Consider the following 18,609-nt stretch of genomic DNA (forward strand, 5'->3'; position numbering starts at 1 on the left):
CTGCGACGGACGTTGCTGCGGCGCGGCCGCTGGGCCGCGCATACCGGCTTTGGGATCGAGTACGAACTGAACGTCGACAGGCGCGTGCCAAAAATCACGCGCCATATCTGAAATGCGGCCGGAAAACTGGCTTTTGACCCAGTCAAGCTTAAAGCGGTTGGGCGCTGCGATGCTCAAGGTGTTCGCTGCTGCATCGAACGCAACCGGGGCCAACGGTTTGATCCACGTCACGTACTGCTGGGGCGTAAGCTCGCGCTCTAGCAGTGCGGAACAGTGTTGCCAGAATTCGTTCATCGAGTTGCTATCTTTATATGCACGACGGCCCGCCGCCGCCCCTGTTGCGCTTACGCAACAAGGCCCTGAGCGGCCAGGCGGGACTGCTCCAGGCGCTTGTTCCACAAGGGTTTGCGGGGCAAGCGGGCCGGAGCGGCGTGCAGGATTTTTGGGAAGTAGGACGAGATTCTAACGCCAAAACAATCAGGAAAGGGAGTTATCCACAGGGACCGATCAAACATCAGGCGGCGTCCCAGCCTGTGGAATAAGCGCCTAAACTATTGACGACCAAGAGAAAACCGGTTTAAATAGCGGGTTCCGCGAAAACCAATTTTTGAACCACCGGCCATTGCACTTTCCGCGATGCTCGCGCGGTTAATTCTCTGCCAAGTGAGAGCAACATGAAACGTACTTACCAACCTTCCGTTACCCGTCGCAAGCGTACCCACGGCTTTCGCGTTCGCATGAAGACCGCAGGTGGCCGCAAGGTCATCAACGCACGTCGCGCGAAGGGCCGCAAGCGCCTCGCCATCTAAGGCTGGCGAGCGGATTGCGCGCTCCGTCTGTGCAATGCGAAGACCGCGGTAACGTGGGAACGGCTGGAGTAGCGCAGCAACAGGGCTCGGTTCCGTTGCGAGCGCAAGCCGCCTTCCCCAAAGCCGCAAGGCTGCTAAAAACGGATGAATTTTCATCCGTTTTTCGTTTGCGCCCGTGGCGCCGCTCCGCGCACTTTGTTGTGTACGGCCGGCCCACCGGCAACGACGCACGCCTTGGCCTCGTGATCGGCAAGAAGTATGCGCCGCGCGCGGTCACGCGTAATCTGGTACGTCGTCTCGCGCGTGAAGCCTTCAGGCAGCGCCGAGCGGAGTTCGGCGGTTGGGACGTGCTGCTGCGGTTGCACACGCGCTTCGACAGGAAGGCTATGCCGGGCGCCTCGTCGCTGCCATTAAAGGCGTTGTGCCGTAGCGAAATAGAGGCGCTGCTCGACAAGGCAGCGCGCGAAATTGCCCGTCGTGAGGCGCCCCCCGCGGAGGCACCGGCGACGCAATGACGCTCATGGAGACGCTCATGGGGCTGTTCAAGTGCTTTGGCCTTGGCCGCCGCTCGGGCGTCGCCCGGTATCCCTCCTTGGGCGGCGCCGGTTCGCCGCACTAGTCATGCAAACGGTACTTTTCGCTTTATTGCGTTTCTACAAGGTTGCCGTGAGCCCCCTGCTCGGCAGCCGCTGCCGTTTTTATCCTTCCTGTTCAGATTACGCACGCGAAGCAATCCAGTATCATGGCGCCGCGCGTGGTACTTACCTCGCCGCCAGGCGCCTGTGCCGCTGTCACCCGTTTTCGGCGGGCGGCATCGATCTTGTCCCGCCTCCCACTTCTGAAAAGCGCTGACGCGCCGTTCCATCGACACTGAGACAACGCATGGATATCAAACGCACCGTCCTATGGGTCATCTTCTTCATGTCAGCGGTCATGCTGTTCGACAACTGGCAACGCGACCACGGACGCCCGTCGATGTTCTTCCCGAGCGCCACGCCGACGCAAACTGCGGCCAGCGCTGCACCGGGAACGACTACGCCGGGAACCCAGCCCGCTGACCTGCCGGCGACGAACACCACCCCTACTGGCAATGCGGCACCTGCCGCGCAAGCCCAGCTGATCCCGTTCACGACCGACGTCTATAGCGGTGAGATCGATACGCGCGGCGGTACGCTGTCGAAGCTGTCGCTCATCAACAAGGGCAACGGCAAGCAGCCGGATCTCGTCATCACCCTGTTCGACCACACCGCCGATCACACTTATCTGGCGCGCACGGGTCTACTGGGCGGCGATTTCCCGAATCACACAGACATCTACACGCCGGTTCCAAACCAGCCGCACGATCTGACGGGCGACGCCAAGTCGTTCTCGCTCAGCTTCGAGTCGCCGGTCAAGGGTGGCGTGAAGGTCGTGAAGACGTATACGTTCACGCGCGGCAGCTACGTGATCGGCGTCGATACGAAGATCGTCAACGTGGGCTCGACGCCGGTAACGCCGACCGTCTACATGGAACTGGTGCGCGACAGCCAGCCGGTGGAAACGCCGCGCTTCTCGCATACGTTCATCGGACCGGCTGTCTACACAGATCAGCACCACTTCCAGAAGATGACGTTCAGCGACGTCGACAAGAACAAGCAGGATTACGCGACCACGGCCGACAATGGCTGGATTGCGATGGTCCAGCACTACTTCGCGACGGCGTGGATTCCCCAACAGGGCGTCAAGCGCGATATCTATGTCGAGAAGATCGATCCGTCGCTGTATCGCGTCGGTGTGAAGGAAGCCGTGCCGACCATTGCGCCGGGTCAATCGGCTGATGTGTCCGCGCGCCTGTTCGCCGGTCCGGAAGAAGAGCGCATGCTCGAAGGCATCGCTCCGGGTCTGGAGCTGGTGAAGGACTATGGCTGGGTCACGATCATCGCCAAGCCGCTGTTCTGGCTACTCGAGAAGATTCACAGCTACGTGGGCAACTGGGGCTGGTCGATCGTGCTCCTGACGCTCCTGATCAAGGCCGTGTTCTTCCCGCTTTCGGCGGCAAGCTACAAGTCGATGGCGCGCATGAAGGCGATCACGCCGCGTATGCAAGCCCTGCGCGAACGCTTCAAGGGCGATCCGCAGAAGATGAATTCGGCGCTGATGGAGTTGTACAAGACCGAGAAGGTCAATCCGTTCGGCGGCTGTCTGCCGGTGGTGATCCAGATTCCGGTGTTCATCTCGCTGTATTGGGTGTTGCTGTCGTCGGTGGAAATGCGCGGCGCGCCGTGGATTCTCTGGATTCACGATCTGTCACAGCAAGACCCGTTCTTCATCCTGCCGGTGCTGATGGCCGTTTCGATGTTCCTGCAGACGCGTCTGAACCCGACGCCGCCGGACCCGGTTCAAGCCAAGATGATGATGTTCATGCCGATCGCGTTCTCGGTCATGTTCTTCTTCTTCCCGGCCGGTCTGGTGCTGTACTACGTCGTCAACAACGTGCTGTCGATCGCCCAGCAGTACTACATCACACGGATGATGGGTAAGCCGAAGACCAAGGCGGCTGCGTAATAGCTGCCTGGTTTGAGGTCTGAAGCGGGACGGTGACGCTTAATCAACGCCCTGCCCGCTTTCCACAAACCTCATCAGTGCGCGGCACAAGCCGCAAAAAAAGCCGCCCGGCGTGAAAGCCGGGCGGCTTTTTCTTTGCGCGGTCGACCCGCGCAACTCACTTCTTATTGATGTCGTATAAGCGGTCGACAAAATCCTCGACCAGGTTCCGGTCCCCCGGCGCCAACTCTCTGACCTTCGAGACAAACTGGATTTCCTCAGGCGTTGGCGGCGGGTATTTCTCGCCGGGCGCGAGCGGCTTGGGCCGCGCAACAGGGGGCGGCCCGTAGTGCAGCCAATGGACATCCACGCCTAGCCAGTCGGCCAGTGTTTGCAACTTATCGTTTGTCGGGATGGTCCGACCCGATAGCCATTTATGCACGGTTTGCGGTGAAACCGGCGCGTCGCCACGGTAAAGCTTATTAAACTCGCGGGCGAGTTGAGTCGCGCCCTTCAGATTCTTCTTTCGGGCAATCTCGGCGCTCAGCCTGGCGGAGAACGCTTGCTTTTCTTGGGAGGTCGGCATGGGCGAGATTGTGCAACCCGTCGGTCCATTAGTGGACAACCAGTTAGGCTACAATTTCACGCAGATAAGATATTTTTAGCCTGAAATAAGCGCCAGATAAAGCGCGAGGCGATCTGCGAAAAGTTGCGTTTTGCCCTGTTTTTGTGACTCAGGTCACCTCAGGTCGTTAGCCCAGCTCTTATCGGGACGCGATTTTATCTTATCGCATGTAAGATAATTCTTAGTGGCTCCTATGGATGCGGCGCGAGTCTCACATGACCGCCAGCGCCGAACCCGGCCAGGTAGCCGCGTTACAATGCCTGGCGCCCGATTGGGCCTCACCATTCCCTCTGTTCTCGCGTCCAACTCCATGCTCGCCACCGACTCCGATCCGATCGTCGCCATTGCCACAGCGCCCGGTCGCGGAGGGATTGGCGTAGTGCGGGTATCGTTCGGGCGCGCCGGGGCAACGGCGGCCGAGCCGCTGATGCAGGCGCTGACTGGCCAGATCCTCGCGCCGCGTCATGCGAGCTATGTTCCCTTTCTCGACGGCAGCGGCAATGCACTCGATCGCGGCATAGCGCTGTACTTCCCGGCGCCCCATTCCTACACCGGCGAGCATGTGCTGGAGTTGCAGGGCCACGGCGGTCCAATCGTGCTGCAACTGGTTCTGCAACGCTGCATCGACGCCGGGCGCGCGGCCGGCTTACGCCTCGCAGAGCCGGGCGAATTCACCCGCCGCGCGTTCCTGAACGACAAGCTCGATCTGGCTCAGGCCGAGGCCGTCGCCGATCTGATCGAGGCGAGCACCGAGGCGGCGGTACGCTCGGCTGGCCGCTCGCTGGACGGCGTCTTCTCCCGCGATATCCACGCCATGGTCGAAGAGGTCATCACGTTGCGAATGTTGGTCGAGGCGACGCTAGATTTCCCGGAAGAAGAGATCGACTTCCTCGAAGCCGCCGATGCGCGCGGCAAGCTCACGCGTATCCGCGCGCAGCTTGCGCATGTGCTCAACGAGGCGCGTCAGGGGGCGTTGCTGCGTGAGGGCCTGTCCGTGGTGCTGGCCGGGCAGCCGAATGTCGGTAAATCGTCGTTGCTCAATGCGCTGGCCGGCGCCGAGCTGGCCATCGTCACGCCCATCGCCGGCACGACGCGCGACAAAGTCGCGCAAACCATCCAGATCGAAGGGATTCCGCTTCATGTGATCGACACCGCCGGCCTGCGCGAGACCGACGACGAAGTGGAAAAGATCGGCATCGCGCGCACCTGGAGCGAGATTGAGCGCGCGGACGTGGTGCTGCATCTGCTGGACGCACGCACCGGTATGAACGCCGAAGATGTAACGATTGCCGCGCGTTTTTCAGTCGGCGTGCCGGTTCTGCGCGTGCTCAACAAGACCGATCTCACCGATATCGCCCCGACCGTCACCACGTTGGATGAAACAGCGCGCGTCGACCTCCGTGAGGTTCGGCTATCGGCGAAGCAAGGGGACGGTATCGCGCTGCTGCGCGCCGAGTTGCTGCGCATCGCCGGATGGCAGGCGGGCGCGGAAAGTGTGTATCTGGCGCGCGAGCGGCATCTGATCGCGCTGCGGGCCGCGCAAGAACACCTTTCGACCGCTGCGCAACACGCGGATCAAAATGCCCAGGCGCTTGATCTGTTCGCCGAGGAACTGCGCCTCGCGCAGGAGCAACTGAATTCGATTACCGGTGAATTCACCTCGGACGATTTACTCGGAGTGATTTTCAGCCGTTTTTGTATAGGCAAGTAGAGGGTGGGTTTGCCGGGCGAGTCGATCATTTAGAAAACGCCTATATAGGCGATGCGAAATCCCTAAATCTACCGCTATACTGCGAACCATATCAACTCGCGTTGGTTGGTACACAAGATGGCATTTGCGCGATTTGAAATGTCCTGTGTACCAATGATCCAAGCATGCCAAAATCCGCTACCCCACTCAGCGAAACGCAAATCCGCGCGATGGAGGCCCGCGCGACACGCTATTCCATCGCGGACGGCAATGGCCTTGTGCTGGAAGTCATGCCAACCGGCACCAAAGTTTGGCGTTTTCGCTTCTCGCTCGACGGCAAACGACAGCCGCTAACGACCATCGGCGATTACCGACGGATCTCGCTGCGGGTTGCGCGGGAGCGTGCACGAAAATACGCCGAAATGGTCGCATCTGGGGTTTCACCTGCCGCGACTGCCCGGCGTGACCGCGGCGCTGAAAAGCGCGTCGATCTTCTGCGCGATGCAGCCGAGCTCTATATGGCCACTGCGATGAGCGTCAAGTCAGAGGAATACCAGCGCACCACCCGCCGGGCGCTCGACAAGGACGTGCTGAAGGCCGTCGGAAGTAAGCCCATCAGCGGGGTCACGAGCGAAGATATTGTCGCGATATGCGAGCGGATAAAGCAACGTGGCTCGCCGAAAATGGCATTGCATACCCGCAACGTGGTGAAGCGTCTCTATGAATTCCTGATCGCGCGGCAACTGGCCACCAGCAATCCGGCGTTGACCGTACCGGCGCGCTTCATTGCAACCCCGGACAGCCGCACGCGGGTACTCAGCGTAGATGAAATTGGCAAGATGCTGCGCGCGATCCATGCTTCCAACATTCGAAGGCCGCTAAAGCTTGCGTTACACCTGCTCATCCTGACCATGGTCCGCAAGTCGGAACTGATCGAAGCAACCTGGTCGGAGTTCGACCTCAAGGCGGCACTGTGGCGAATCCCCGCTGCGAGGATGAGAAATGGTGAAGAGCATTGCGTGTATCTACCGCATCAGGCGGTCGCTATGCTACGCGAGTTGCGTGAGACGAAGAGCCGCCGACGCTATGTGTTTCCGACCGTGCGCGGCGAGGAGGATCGTCCGATTGCGAAAAGCACACTAAATCAGGCCGTAAAGGCGCTCGGACTCGACGTCGAGCATTTTGTCTTGCACGACTTCCGCCGCACAGCGGCCACGCATTTGCACGATATGGGGCTGCCGTCAGCGGCAATAGAGCAGGCGCTCGCCCGCGCCGCCGGAGAAGAAAATGCAACGGCGCAGGCTGAGCAAGCCGATGAGCAACGCAACGGCCTGCAGCGATGGGCTGACTTTGTCGACGAGCAGGTCAGTGGAGGCGGACAACGGCGTTGAGATGCAGGCTTGGCGGGAGCGTCGGGAGGCTGGGAATGCCCTTGCTGGTGTCGCGTGAAATGAACGTTTAGTGCCTAAGTTGCGCCAAGCGGATCAGTTTTTGGTACACACAAAATAATCTATCTCGTATGCATCCAATTTTTACGGGCATCACGACCGTTTTTGCTAGGTTACCCAGCCGACGATGTCCCTCATCCCCCTGATTTGCAAGACGAAGCGGTCCGCGTGGAAGGGATCGTTATCAGACTGGGGGTAAAGCGCACGTTTTCGATGGCGCCCCTTGGCACGAACGGGATCGAAATCACCCGGCTTTTCGCGTGACCCCATGCATGCATTTGCCGCAATATGGCAGCCGATGCAGAACATGGAGCTTCATCCGACGATAGCGGGCAAGTCAGTCGGATTCCGACAAATCCAAGGCTGCTGCCGCATTCGAATCGCGTGCACCAAACCGGATGGCTTAGAGTCTCACCCGTGCGTGATCCCCCGCGCATGTTGTACCATTTTCGGCCGCCGATTTGGCGGCCTCTTTGTTCAAGAGGGCCAAAACGCTGGACTCGTCAGACACTTAACTGCCCGAATCCGTCAGGATGACTAAACTGCAAGCAAGGTTGCGTGCTTGAGGGGAGACGACCATGACCGAGTCCATGCTGGCCATTTCGATGGCGACCATCCTGATCGTATTCGGCACCGCGATTCGGGCCACGCACATCAATCGCGATCGGCTCATCAAGTGGTTCGAAAAGCACAACATCCACTGATCGCGCGCCAAACCTGGACCGGCCGCCATCACGCAGGCCCTCGACACGGGGCTCGATCACTCGCGCGCCGAAGCCGCGATTGCCTCCGCAATAGATCTGGCCTGCTTTCGTTCACCCAATTCCAATCAGTGCTTCGGCCGCGTGAAATCGTATAAACGGTGCCCATGCATACTGCTGATCATGCGACGCCGAAGATGTTCGCGCCGATAGTGCCCAACGACAAACAAGGCCGCAAAAAACAGCGCTGAGAAACCGATCGCGACACCCACCATTGTTTCGTCCATGGCTACCTCTCGCCTTCGGGTTCGTGACATTGATCTTAGATTGCCGCCCAGACTTTTGACAGCGAAATGTCCAAATATCGGGACCACAACCGCCCCAATCACCCGCAACGCGGTCATATGGACCGCCGCGTCGAAAAGAAAGCCCGCACAGGGCGGGCTAGTAGTCCTGCGTACTTCGCACACGCACTATCCGCGGGTCGGCATAGCGCAGACGTATGCTCGCTGAGTACGATCAAACGGAATGTGCGGAGACTAACCGAACGCGAAATTAATCTGGGGAGTTATGTGGTCTGGGGCGCGGACAGAACAAAAAAATCAATCACACCTTGGCGAGGATATCGCTCACGCATCGCCTAAAATAAATCCATCATCGGTCTTCGCAGTCGCGACCTCGACGGAGGGTGTCATGACGCAATCGGTATTGGCTTATTTGCTAGGGCCGCTCGTAATGGGCGTAGTAGGTGCGGCGCTATGGGCTATGTCGCACTACCATCGTGACGATAGTCACCATGGCGGCCGGCGCGAGCGCTGGCTCGATACGCACCCAGTCGACTGGATGCGTCACCGGCATTGACGCGCAACTCATGGGTCACAAGTATCCAGCGACTCTCGTGCAAGGTGGCACGCGGCCAATCTGGCGCTTATTCGCCGCCGAGCGCGCGTAAGAGGTCGCGAGCAAACGCCTCATCTCCCGCCTCCCAACCAGGTGAACCGACCGCATAATCGGCCGGGTTCGTTTTGCCTTGGGCCTTGCGAATGGCCGCAATACTCAGCGCCAGGGCCCGTGCTTCGAGATACCGTGGATGCCACGGACCGAAGGGGATGGAGTATTCGTTTTTCATGAGAGGAATGACGGCCAGTTTGGCTCAAACTTTAGTGCCCGAATGCAACCTCCGGGGATACCCCATATTGAGTCGAGCCACAGCTGCCATGACGCCCTTTCCTACCTTTACCAGCCTGCTTGCGGCGGAGGCGGCGGCGGCGCGTAGCCATACTGCCCAACCGGCGGCGGACTGCAGGCGACATAGCCACCCTGATACGGACTGTAGCAGTAGCCCGGCGGCGGCGCATACGCTTGGGGCTGATACGCCGGTTCCGCATAGGCAGGCGCCGGGGCATAGACGGGTGCCTGATACGCGACGACCGGCGCCGGGTTCAGCGCGGAGCTGACCACCGCACCAATCAACGCACCGCCAATCAAGGCGCCGACCACATCCCCGCCGTCATGTGCCGAGGCTTGTCCGGCGACCGCGAGTCCACCGGCCATCAAGAGTGCTGCCGCAATTTTTCGCATTTTTGTTTCCCCGCCATCAGGCGACGTAAGCATGCTGCGAATTGTGGAGGTCAATCGCGGAAATAGATGCTGCAAGTGGTAACCGGGAATTACGGAGGTAACACCGGACGCGACGCACAGGCCGGTCGCAGCTTGCGTGCGACCCGGACTCGCATCATGATGCTGCAGTCAGAATCCGCCATTCCCGAGGAGCGCGATGAAGTACAACGATAGCAACCCGTTTGCCAGGATTCTGCGCGGAGAACTTCCCTGCATCAAAGTCGCGGAAACCGACGCGACGCTCGCTTTCATGGATCTGATGCCGCAAGCCGACGGGCACGTGCTGGTGGTGCCTAAGGAAGCGGCTGCGGAGATTTTCGAGCTATCCGATCCAGCAACTGTGGCCTGCATGCGCATGACTCAACGGATTGCACTTGCAGTCCGGGCGGCGTTACACCCGGACGGCGTCTTTATCGGTCAGTTCAACGGGGCAGCAGCGGGTCAGACGGTGGCCCATGTGCATTTTCACGTCATTCCGCGCTGGGATGGCGTGCCGTTGCGCATGCATGCGCGTGAGATGGCGGAGCAGGAAACGCTCGAAGGGTTCGCGAAGCGCATCCGGGATCAGCTGGATAGTTGAAGTGCCCGGCTTCACAGCGTTACTGCGCAAAACCGCAGGACACGAATCACCAGGCCGCGCGCCACGCGCAGCTCATAATCCATCTAAACGGCTAGCGCGATTCGAGCATCAATGGTGATGCAGGAAACTGCGCAGCGGATGGCGCCAATCGATGTGCCGCGGATGGTCCTGCTCCGCACGCTGACGATGTTCCTGCCACAGCTCATCGGAAAACAGAAACGCCACTATCAGCAGCGGCACGACCAGAAACGCGGCTAGTATCAGGTGCTCCATGACAGCATCCTCCTATTGCCCAAATCCTTAAGTCCATTGTATCCGCACTCTGCGTGCCTGTATTGTGGGCTCGCGCTCACAAGCATCCGGCCCCTTCTGCAACGACGCGACGCCCTGGCCCCGCCCGAACTTTGTCGACCCTTGCGTGGTGGGCCTCCAGCGGGTGCTGCGGGGCAAACGCCGCTCGGCCCACGACGATCTTCAGCCCCCTCCTCGCGCCGCACGCTATCTGCTCCACGTCGGGAGTCATGCCGAGGCCTTCTTCCATGTAGCGGCGAAGATCCCCGCGCCAATCAGCAACGTCCCACCGGTGCGATTTACAACCCCCTGCACGCGTGGACTACGGATCGCCCGCCGCGCGGCCGAGGCAAGCATGGCGTAACCGAAGGCGTTCAGTGTGCCCAGCAGAACGAACGTCGCTTCGAAAATAACGATTTGCGGTGCGGCAGCAGCATGGGCGTCGATAAACTGCGGCACGAACGCCACGAAAAAAATAATGCTTTTCGGATTCAGTGCCGTGACGGCGAACGCGTGCGTGAAGATGCGACTCGTGCGCGTTTCCGCCGTGTCCATCTGATCGGCGCCCTCACCCGTCTGAATCGGCGCACGCCACAACCTGATGCCCAGATAGATCAGGTAGGCCGCACCGACCCACTTCAGCGCCGTGAACATGGCCGCAGAAGCCGCGAGAATCACACCCAGGCCCAGCATCGACGCTGTCATCGAGGTCAGGTCGCCAAGCGCGACGCCGGCGGTCGTGACCAGCGCGAAGCGGCGGCCATGTCCTAGCGCGTACGAAATCACGAGCAGAACGGTCGGGCCTGGGATGGCGACGAGGATCGCCGAAGCAATCGCAAAGGGAAGCCAGTGCGCAAGTGTCATAAGTCGTCTCCCGAAAGTGGCTGATTTATCCATGAACTTTCAGTGGGCGCAAGCGCCTTTTAAGCGTTCTCGTCAGGCCCCGCGTATCCCGTAGCGAAGGCCTGGCACCTTTTTTATTCTGCGACTAACCCTATATCTCGTGTTTTTTCAATTATCTGGGGAATGACTTTGTGTGCGCCGCATCAAGTCGTTTTGCGTTTCCATTAAATCACTTAATTAGAGGTACTCGTTTACGCGTATGCATGCCGCAAACCATTGCCAGTTAAAGCGAGTCGCTTTGGGAAACCATAAGGAATCCGTCATAAATCCTGATGTTTGCGCCTTGGCATCAATGTCAGGATCACTTAAAAGCAGGTGCGACAATTCGCCACTGTTGCGAGCGCACACAAGATGTGCTTGTCGCCGGCCTAACTTCTCCTAAAGTGCAAGATGCGGGTGACGCCTAGAAGTTAAATACATAGCTAACCTGGGTAATAACCCGCACGGAGGCAAAATATGAAATCGCGAATCGCTCTTCTCTTCGCAATGGCGGGTTTGTTTGCCGTTTCAGCGGCGCAAGCTCAAGACATGGTCCTCAAGCCGCAGCAGACCATCCAGTTCAAGCCTAATGCTTATGGCTGTCTGTCGAAGGATAAGCTCGACGCGGCCGATCAGCACGCGCAAGCAGGCGAGCAGCAGCAAATGCAGGAATTCTTCTCCGGCTACCAGTGCCTCTCGACTCCGGAGAATTCTAGTTTCCGCGTAGTGCGCGTGGTCGGTCATGACGTCGAATTCGTCAATTCCGGCAATAGCGACACCACAGGCCTCTGGGCAAACGACCGGTTCATCAAACAGTAGTCCGACCGATCGTGCTCTGGTATTGAACCAGGGCGCGATATCGAATTGCTTCGGCCTTCAAAAGGCCGGGTGCTGGATTTGCGTGCGTAAAGTCCTGCGTCCTGGAATGACGTAAATGGAAACGGCTGGGCATTTGCTCCGCCCTTTTATTTTTGTGCACCAGGTTCGTATCCGAGCGCGGCTTTATGCGGCGCTCAAGACGTAAAAAAACCGATGCGAATTACTCCGCATCGGCATCACGCCTTCTCGCAAAGCGCAGGAAGAAAGGGACAATCCTTCAGTGGTTCAATGTGAATCTCGCGGCACGGCTGCGCCGCTCGATCCCACCAGGAAGTCGAGATCCGCGCCCTGGTCAGCCTGCAGCACGTGCTCGACATAAAGCTTGTAGTAGCCGCGGGCGGGCGCCTCAGGCGCCTGCCATGCGGAGCGGCGGCGAGCCAGCTCTTCGTCGGACACTTCAAGATGCAGGCGTCGCGCCTCCACGTCCAGTTCGATCATGTCGCCGGTCTGCACGAGGGCAAGCGGGCCGCCAGCGGCCGCCTCCGGTGACACGTGCAGCACCACCGCGCCGTATGCCGTCCCACTCATGCGGCCATCCGAGATGCGCACCATGTCCGTAATGCCCTTTTGCAGCACCTTCTTCGGCAGCGGCATGTTGCCCACTTCCGCAAAGCCCGGATAGCCCTTCGGCCCTGCGCCCTTGAGCACCATGATGCAGTGTTCGTCGATATCGAGCGAATCGTCATCAACCTTGGCGTGCAGTTCCTCGATGTTCTCGAACACCACCGCGCGGCCACGATGCTTCAGCAGATGCGGTGTCGCGGCTGACGGCTTGATCACCGCGCCGTTCGGCGCGAGGTTGCCCTTCAGCACCGCAATGCCAGCCTTGGGTTTGAACGGCTCGGCGAACGTCGTGATGACCTTTTCGTCGTAATTCGCCGCGTTGCTCACGTTGTCCCAGATGGTCTTGCCATTGACGGTCAACGCTTCTTTGTGCAGCAAACCCTGCTCGCCGAGTTGCTTCAGGACCGCCGGCAAGCCGCCTGCGTAGTAGAAGTCCTCCATCAGGTATTCGCCGGATGGTTGCAGGTTCACCAGACACGGTACATTCGACCCCAGCTCCCAGTCTTCGAGTGTCAGCTCGACGCCGATGCGTTTCGCCAGCGCGATCAGATGCACCACCGCATTCGTCGAGCCGCCGATCGCGGCATTGGTGCGAATCGCGTTCTCGAACGCCTGCCGGGTCAGAATCTTGTCCATCGTCAGGTCTTCGCGGACCATGTCCACGATGCGCCGACCGGCCAGATGCGCGAGCACCTGACGCCGTGCGTCCACGGCCGGAATGGCCGCGTTGTGCGGCAGGCCCATGCCGAGCGATTCGACCATCGAGGCCATCGTCGATGCCGTCCCCATAGTCATGCAGTGGCCGCGCGAGCGGTTCATGCACGATTCGGCCTCGGTGAATTCTTCCTGCGTCATCGTGCCGGCGCGCACTTCCTCCGACATCTGCCAGACGCCCGTGCCCGAGCCAATATTCTTGCCGCGGAACCGGCCATTGAGCATCGGCCCACCAGAGACGGCGAGCGCGGGCAAATTGCACGACGCCGCGCCCATCAGCAGCGCGGGCGTGGTCTTGTCGCATCCCACCAGCAGGATGACGCCATCCATCGGATTGCCGCGAATCGATTCCTCAACGTCCATCGACGCGAGGTTGCGAAACAGCATCGCTGTAGGGCGTAGATTGGTTTCGCCCAGCGACATCACCGGAAACTCCAGCGGCAGGCCGCCCGCTTCGTGGACGCCTTTTTTCACATACTCGGCGAGCTCGCGAAAGTGCGCATTGCACGGCGTCAATTCGGACCACGTATTGCAGATGCCGATCACCGGCCTGCCGTCGAATTCGTCGTGCGGGATGCCCTGGTTTTTCATCCACGAGCGGTGCAAAAAGCCGTCGCGGTCTTTCAGGCCAAACCACGCCTGACTACGCAGTGGCTTTTTGGTCTGGTTTGAATCAGCCATTTATGTCTCCTGTGTCGACCGGCCCTAGCGCTTTTGCGCTAACTCCGGTCCCATGTAAAGGTTGCTGTTGAAAGTCTTGTAGGTCGCGCGGTGACGGGTCATTCAACACGGGTCAATGGACGCGCTTGCTGCGGCGGAACTGATCAAACAGTACCGCTAAAAGCAAAATGCCGCCGCGAATCAGGTATTGGTAAAAAGTCGGCACGTTCAGCAGGCTCATGGCGTCCTGCACGGAGCCCATGATCAGCACGCCCACCAGCACGCCGGAAATCGTCGCGACACCGCCCGTCAGCGAAACGCCGCCAAGCACGCACGCGGAAATCACCCCCAGCTCCAGGCCGACCGAAGTCTTCGGATCGCCAAGACTCATGCGCGAGGCCAGCATGACGCCGGCAAAACCGGTGACGAGCCCTTGCAGCACAAAGACGGTGATCTTGATGCGCGTGACCGGCAAGCCGGCGAGGAGGGCGGCTTCGCTGTTCCCGCCGACGGCCAGCACGTTCTTGCCGAACACGGTCTTTTTCAGCAGAAAGCCGAACAGAATAAAGCCGACGATGTTGCTCCAGATCGGATATGAAATGCCGAGGAACGAGCCGCCACCGAGGTCAAAGAAACGCTCTTCGGAAATCATCACTGCATCGCCATTCGATGTGATGAAGGCGAGGCCGCGCACCACCTCCATCATTGCCAGCGTGACGATCAGCGAATTGATCTTGTAGCGTGCCACCAGCACGCCATTGACGAGCCCAACCGCACCGCCCGCGAGAATGCCAGCCGCTACCCCGAACAGCACGCTATGCGTCGCCGTAATCAGCGTTGACGCCACCACGCCCGCGAAGGCGACAATCGACGCCACCGAAAGATCCACTTCGCCGAGCGCGAGGACGAACATCATGGTGACGGAGATCGAGCCAATCAACGTGACCGACAGCAGCAGCCCCTGGATATTGCGCGAGCTGATGAAGTCCGGCACGGTGAACGACAGCACGGCAAACAGGATGATGAACACCATCACGATGCCGGACTTGTTGATCAAATCCCACGTCCGCGCAGCACGAGCGGTAATGCCGTTGGAAACGGCGGGCGTAGCGCTGGGGTTGGTGTCGGTTGATTGCGTTTGCATGTTGTCTGATTCCTTGAGCAAGTGCTGTCTGATCTCACTTGTCGTTCAGTTACGTTCTACGAAATATCTCTTGTCCTAGCGGGGCAGCGCGAGCTTGATCAGCGCGTCAGGCGTCGAGTCCGCTTTCGGCAGATCGCCGACGATGCGCCCCTCCTTCATCACGAGGACACGATCCGCAATACCGATCACTTCGGCCAGATCGCTCGACACGACGATCACCGTGCGCCCCGCTTCGGCGAGCCCGTACAGCAGGCCGTAAATCTCGCTACGCGCGCCGACATCGATACCCCGTGTTGGCTCATCCATCAGGAACACGTCAATCTCTTCGGCCAGCCAGCGCGACAAAATCACCTTCTGCTGATTGCCGCCGGATAGCGTGCCGATAGGGGTGTCGCCATTGCGGGTTTTGATGGCCAGCTTTGCGATGAAGTCTTTCGCGGTCTGCGATTCCTTGCGACCATTAAGTACGTTGAAGCGGCTGAAGTGCCGGCGGCAACTGATGTTCAGGTTGTCCGCAACCGAGGCGATCGAGACAATGCCTTCCTGCTTGCGGTCCTCGGGGCACAGCGCAACGCCCGCGCGCACCGCATCGCGCGGCGTGGCGAAGCGCACGCGTTGGCCCTTGAGAGCGATTTCGCCGCCACTCGGTTTGACTGCGCCGTAGATCAGCTTCATCAACTCGGAGCGGCCAGCACCGACGAGTCCAAAGAAACCCACAATCTCGCCAGCACGTGCGACAAACGAGGCCGGCTCTTTCAAGCCCGGTCCCATCAGTTGCTTCACTTCGAGTTGCACGGCGCCAGTGGCGCGCGGACGATAGCCATACACGTCGGCGATCGAGCGGCCCACCATGCTGCTAATCAAGCGATCGCGATCGAGTCCCTCGCCAGCTTCAAAGGTATCGATGTGACGTCCGTCGCGGAACACCGTCACCCGGTCACATAGCTCGTACACCTCGTCCATGCGATGCGTGACGTAGATGATCGCGCGTCCTTCGCCTTTCAGCGCGCGGATGATGCGGAATAGCTGAGTCGTCTCGCGCGACGACAGTGAACTGGTCGGCTCATCGAATGCAATGACGCGCGCGTCGCGCATCAGGGCCTTGCCGATTTCGATCATCTGCCGCTGACCAATGGACAGATGCTTGACCTGTTGCGCCGGATCGATCTTTTCACCAAGGCGCTCGAGCTCCCTCATTGCGCGCGCGAGCATTGCTTTCTCATCGAGCACACCAAAGCGGTTGGGGAGGGCGCCGAGCATCAGGTTCTCCGCTACCGTCAACTCCGGCACCAGATGCAGTTCCTGATAGATGATGGCGATGCCGGCTTCGATCGCGGCCTTGGTGGTCGTGAATTGCTGCGCGACGCCGTTAAGCGATAGCGTGCCCGCAACGGGCTGGTTCACGCCCGAGAGCACTTTAAGCAGCGTCGATTTGCCTGCGCCGTTCTCGCCCATGAGGCCATGCACTTCGCCGCGCTGCACGTCGAGCGCGACCTGATCGAGCGCCAGCACACCAGGAAAGCGTACGGTGATGCCATCGAGTTGCAGGTACGCCTCGTCGTCGACGGGCGGCGTGTGTGCTTCGTGATGTGCGCCATGGGGCGCGTGGTCGTGCGCGTTTTCCTGCGCTTCGTCCTGTCGTAAAACGGTCATCGAATGCCTCTTGCAGATGGGCACAGCGCGCGGGCCAGCGCCGCGCATCCTTGATATCTCGGATACGCGACGCCGCCGCGCAGCGAGCGCCTACAGCTCAAACGGGAACACTTAAATGCCGAGTTCCTTGCGCACGTCTTCCCAGTTGCTGCGCACCATCAGCTTGCCGGTGGTCTGCGTATCGGCCGGCGGTTCTTTGCCCGTCTTGATCCAGTCGACAAGGTTCTCCGTGCTTTGCTTGCCGTGGTTGGTCGAGCTGACGGCGATCGTGCCGTAGAAGCCAGTCGGCTCCTTCTTCTGGAATTCGGCAAAAGCCTCGCCCGCGCCATTGATGCCAACGCCAATCACGTCAGAGGCCGGAATATGCAGCTGCTCGGTGGCGCGCACGCCGCCCAGCACGGTCTCTTCATTGAGCGCAAAGATCACCCACTTCTTGATGTTCGGATGCTGCGCGAGCACCGGCGATACCGCGTTGAAACCGCCTTCGTCGTCGGTGGTCTTTTGCGGCGCGTCGAAGATGTTGTCTTTCTTGAAGCCGTTGGCGAGCAGCGTTTGCGTCGCGCCGTCGGTGCGTTGCCTGGCGGTCGGCAGTTCGTAATCGGTGATGCGCAGCGCGCCGACTTCTTCAGGCTTCCAGCCGCGCCGCTTCATTTCGTCGGAGAGCGCCTGACCCACCTGATTGCCGATCTTGAATGCGGACATGCCCAGGTGCGGCACATCGGCGAGCGGCTTGCCCGTCGAATCGACCAGTTGATCGTCCACCGTGACGAACTTCATGTTGTAGCGCTTCGCACGCGCTTCGATAGCCGGTCCGAGCCGCACGTCGGGCGCGCAGATCACAAAGCCCTTGGCGCCTTGAGCGCCGAGGTTGTCGATGGCGGCCAGCACTTTCTCACCGTCCGGCGTGCCGATATTGACCACCGAGAAGCCATCTTTCTGGCCCACCGCCGTCGCGGCTTTCTGTTCGTTGATGAACCATGCCTGTTCCGGCATCTTCACGAGGAAGCCGATTTTCAACGGCTCATCAGCTTGTGCGGTGAAGTGAACGGCGAACGGTGCGGCCATGGCCGCTGCGGCCATCGCAGTGAGGGTCAAACGGCGAAGCTTGCTGGTCATCTTTTGTCTCCTGAGTTGATAAAAGCTGCATTGATTTCGTTTAGTGGCAGCGGGTCATAAAACACATCGCACGCTGCACGGCATCAGGTCCGATGCCTGCGGGCGGGTCATTTCTTCGGGGTGCGAAGCGGTATCGCTTATTCAACTCTTACCCTGCGACATAAGCTGTTTTCACCGTCGTCCAGAAGGCCGCGTCATCTGATCCGTAAGGTGAGCCGTTGCGAGTGCCAGCCGGCGCGTGATGATCGGCGGCGGTGGTCGGCAGATTGATCGTCACCGTGCCGCACTTCGCCTCGCGTCTGAAATGCCGTGCGTGCTTGAGCGAGCGTGTGCATATGCCGGCGCAGACCGCGGATGGCACGTCGTTGGCGAGATGCAGCGCGTGGTCGTAATCGTCGGCGCTCAGCACGACGGCAAGCGGCCCAAAGAGATGCTCACGGGCGACGCGATGCGTAGGTTCACCCAGGAACAGCGCTGGCTCGAGGTAATAGCCGCGTGTCGCTCGTTCAAGGCGTTTGCCACCGTGAACCAACTGCGCGCCTTCCTCGCGGCCCACGCGCAAATAGTCGAGCGTGCGCTCAAGCTGCTCTGCGTTGGCGACCGGTCCCATGGAGGCGCCGCGCTTTAACGCATGATCGACATGCAGGGCCGCGAGCTTCGCCGTGAGCGCATCCACGAACGGCTCGAGCACGCCACGCTCGACAATCAGC

General features: G+C 60.0%; 21 protein-coding genes. 10 read left to right on the top strand and 11 right to left on the bottom strand.

What is annotated here, in order from left to right; genetic code table 11:
- Positions 1-294: DnaA N-terminal domain-containing protein (locus WCA85_RS26765; RefSeq protein WP_424067882.1), on the bottom strand; the 294-nt coding region annotated here is incomplete at its 3' end.
- A gap of 380 nt (positions 295-674) precedes the next feature.
- On the opposite strand from WCA85_RS26765, the gene rpmH reads away from it, so the two are divergent.
- From rpmH to yidC, 4 genes are all read left to right on the top strand, one after another.
- The gene (gene rpmH / locus WCA85_RS26770) at positions 675-809 is read left to right on the top strand and encodes a 50S ribosomal protein L34 (protein ID WP_004198824.1); all 135 of its coding nucleotides are present in this window, start codon (positions 675-677) and stop codon (positions 807-809) included.
- Positions 810-838: 29 nt separating this feature from the next.
- Entirely contained in the window at positions 839-1,324 is a 486-nt protein-coding gene (gene rnpA, locus WCA85_RS26775) for a ribonuclease P protein component (protein ID WP_424067899.1), read from the top strand.
- A gap of 106 nt (positions 1,325-1,430) precedes the next feature.
- Positions 1,431-1,661 carry a membrane protein insertion efficiency factor YidD gene (yidD, locus tag WCA85_RS26780; RefSeq protein WP_133661444.1) on the top strand — a complete coding sequence of 77 codons (231 nt, stop codon included), beginning with the start codon at positions 1,431-1,433 and terminating at the stop codon, positions 1,659-1,661.
- 30 nt (positions 1,662-1,691) lie between these two features.
- Positions 1,692-3,353: a membrane protein insertase YidC gene (gene yidC, locus WCA85_RS26785; protein WP_424067883.1), complete on the top strand. Its 1,662-nt coding sequence runs from the start codon at positions 1,692-1,694 to the stop codon at positions 3,351-3,353.
- Between the two features lie 157 nt (positions 3,354-3,510).
- Here the strand turns inward: yidC and WCA85_RS26790 are convergent, their stop codons facing one another.
- On the bottom strand, positions 3,511-3,918 hold the full coding sequence (locus tag WCA85_RS26790; protein ID WP_424067884.1) for a helix-turn-helix domain-containing protein: 408 nt from the start codon (positions 3,916-3,918) through the stop codon (positions 3,511-3,513).
- A gap of 349 nt (positions 3,919-4,267) precedes the next feature.
- Between WCA85_RS26790 and mnmE the strand changes: the two genes are divergently transcribed.
- The 4 genes from mnmE (at position 4,268) to WCA85_RS26810 (ending at position 8,657) form a co-directional block, all read left to right on the top strand.
- Positions 4,268-5,668 carry a tRNA uridine-5-carboxymethylaminomethyl(34) synthesis GTPase MnmE gene (mnmE, locus tag WCA85_RS26795; protein ID WP_424067900.1) on the top strand — a complete coding sequence of 467 codons (1,401 nt, stop codon included), beginning with the start codon at positions 4,268-4,270 and terminating at the stop codon, positions 5,666-5,668.
- Positions 5,669-5,832: 164 nt separating this feature from the next.
- Positions 5,833-7,038 (top strand): tyrosine-type recombinase/integrase, encoded by a 1,206-nt coding sequence (locus WCA85_RS26800; RefSeq protein ID WP_424067885.1) that lies wholly within the window; start codon positions 5,833-5,835, stop codon positions 7,036-7,038.
- Positions 7,039-7,673: 635 nt separating this feature from the next.
- A complete protein-coding gene (locus WCA85_RS26805; protein WP_424067886.1) occupies positions 7,674-7,799 on the top strand; it encodes a hypothetical protein in 126 nt (41 codons plus the stop codon).
- A 690-nt stretch (positions 7,800-8,489) separates the two neighbouring features.
- A complete protein-coding gene (locus tag WCA85_RS26810) occupies positions 8,490-8,657 on the top strand; it encodes a hypothetical protein (protein WP_424067887.1) in 168 nt (55 codons plus the stop codon).
- Between the two features lie 67 nt (positions 8,658-8,724).
- Here the strand turns inward: WCA85_RS26810 and WCA85_RS26815 are convergent, their stop codons facing one another.
- Both WCA85_RS26815 and WCA85_RS26820 read right to left on the bottom strand, forming a co-directional pair.
- Positions 8,725-8,925: a hypothetical protein gene (locus WCA85_RS26815; protein WP_424067888.1), complete on the bottom strand. Its 201-nt coding sequence runs from the start codon at positions 8,923-8,925 to the stop codon at positions 8,725-8,727.
- Positions 8,926-9,032: 107 nt separating this feature from the next.
- Positions 9,033-9,377: an ecotin precursor gene (locus tag WCA85_RS26820; RefSeq protein ID WP_424067889.1), complete on the bottom strand. Its 345-nt coding sequence runs from the start codon at positions 9,375-9,377 to the stop codon at positions 9,033-9,035.
- A gap of 196 nt (positions 9,378-9,573) precedes the next feature.
- Between WCA85_RS26820 and WCA85_RS26825 the strand changes: the two genes are divergently transcribed.
- A complete protein-coding gene (locus WCA85_RS26825; RefSeq protein ID WP_424067890.1) occupies positions 9,574-9,996 on the top strand; it encodes an HIT family protein in 423 nt (140 codons plus the stop codon).
- A 108-nt stretch (positions 9,997-10,104) separates the two neighbouring features.
- Here the strand turns inward: WCA85_RS26825 and WCA85_RS26830 are convergent, their stop codons facing one another.
- Positions 10,105-10,269 (bottom strand): hypothetical protein, encoded by a 165-nt coding sequence (locus WCA85_RS26830; RefSeq protein WP_424067891.1) that lies wholly within the window; start codon positions 10,267-10,269, stop codon positions 10,105-10,107.
- 246 nt (positions 10,270-10,515) lie between these two features.
- Positions 10,516-11,151, bottom strand: a complete 636-nt coding sequence (locus WCA85_RS26835; RefSeq protein WP_424067892.1) for a LysE family translocator — start codon at positions 11,149-11,151, stop codon at positions 10,516-10,518.
- 495 nt (positions 11,152-11,646) lie between these two features.
- Here WCA85_RS26835 and sap1 point away from each other — a divergent pair, with 495 nt between their 5' ends.
- Positions 11,647-11,988 carry a surface attachment protein Sap1 gene (gene sap1 / locus WCA85_RS26840; protein WP_424067893.1) on the top strand — a complete coding sequence of 114 codons (342 nt, stop codon included), beginning with the start codon at positions 11,647-11,649 and terminating at the stop codon, positions 11,986-11,988.
- 285 nt (positions 11,989-12,273) lie between these two features.
- Here the strand turns inward: sap1 and WCA85_RS26845 are convergent, their stop codons facing one another.
- The 5 genes from WCA85_RS26845 to WCA85_RS26865 form a co-directional block, all read right to left on the bottom strand.
- Positions 12,274-14,007, bottom strand: a complete 1,734-nt coding sequence (locus WCA85_RS26845; protein ID WP_424067894.1) for an IlvD/Edd family dehydratase — start codon at positions 14,005-14,007, stop codon at positions 12,274-12,276.
- Between the two features lie 112 nt (positions 14,008-14,119).
- Positions 14,120-15,130: an L-arabinose ABC transporter permease AraH gene (gene araH / locus WCA85_RS26850; RefSeq protein ID WP_424067895.1), complete on the bottom strand. Its 1,011-nt coding sequence runs from the start codon at positions 15,128-15,130 to the stop codon at positions 14,120-14,122.
- Between the two features lie 75 nt (positions 15,131-15,205).
- Positions 15,206-16,783, bottom strand: coding sequence for an L-arabinose ABC transporter ATP-binding protein AraG (gene araG / locus WCA85_RS26855; protein WP_424067896.1), 1,578 nt, complete (start codon positions 16,781-16,783; stop codon positions 15,206-15,208).
- 111 nt (positions 16,784-16,894) lie between these two features.
- A complete protein-coding gene (locus WCA85_RS26860; RefSeq protein ID WP_424067897.1) occupies positions 16,895-17,899 on the bottom strand; it encodes an arabinose ABC transporter substrate-binding protein in 1,005 nt (334 codons plus the stop codon).
- A 148-nt stretch (positions 17,900-18,047) separates the two neighbouring features.
- The coding region (locus WCA85_RS26865) for an aldehyde dehydrogenase family protein (protein WP_424067898.1) at positions 18,048-18,609 on the bottom strand (562 nt) is incomplete at its 5' end.

This window comes from Paraburkholderia sp., assembly GCF_049581445.1.
Classification (GTDB): Bacteria; Pseudomonadota; Gammaproteobacteria; order Burkholderiales; family Burkholderiaceae; genus Paraburkholderia.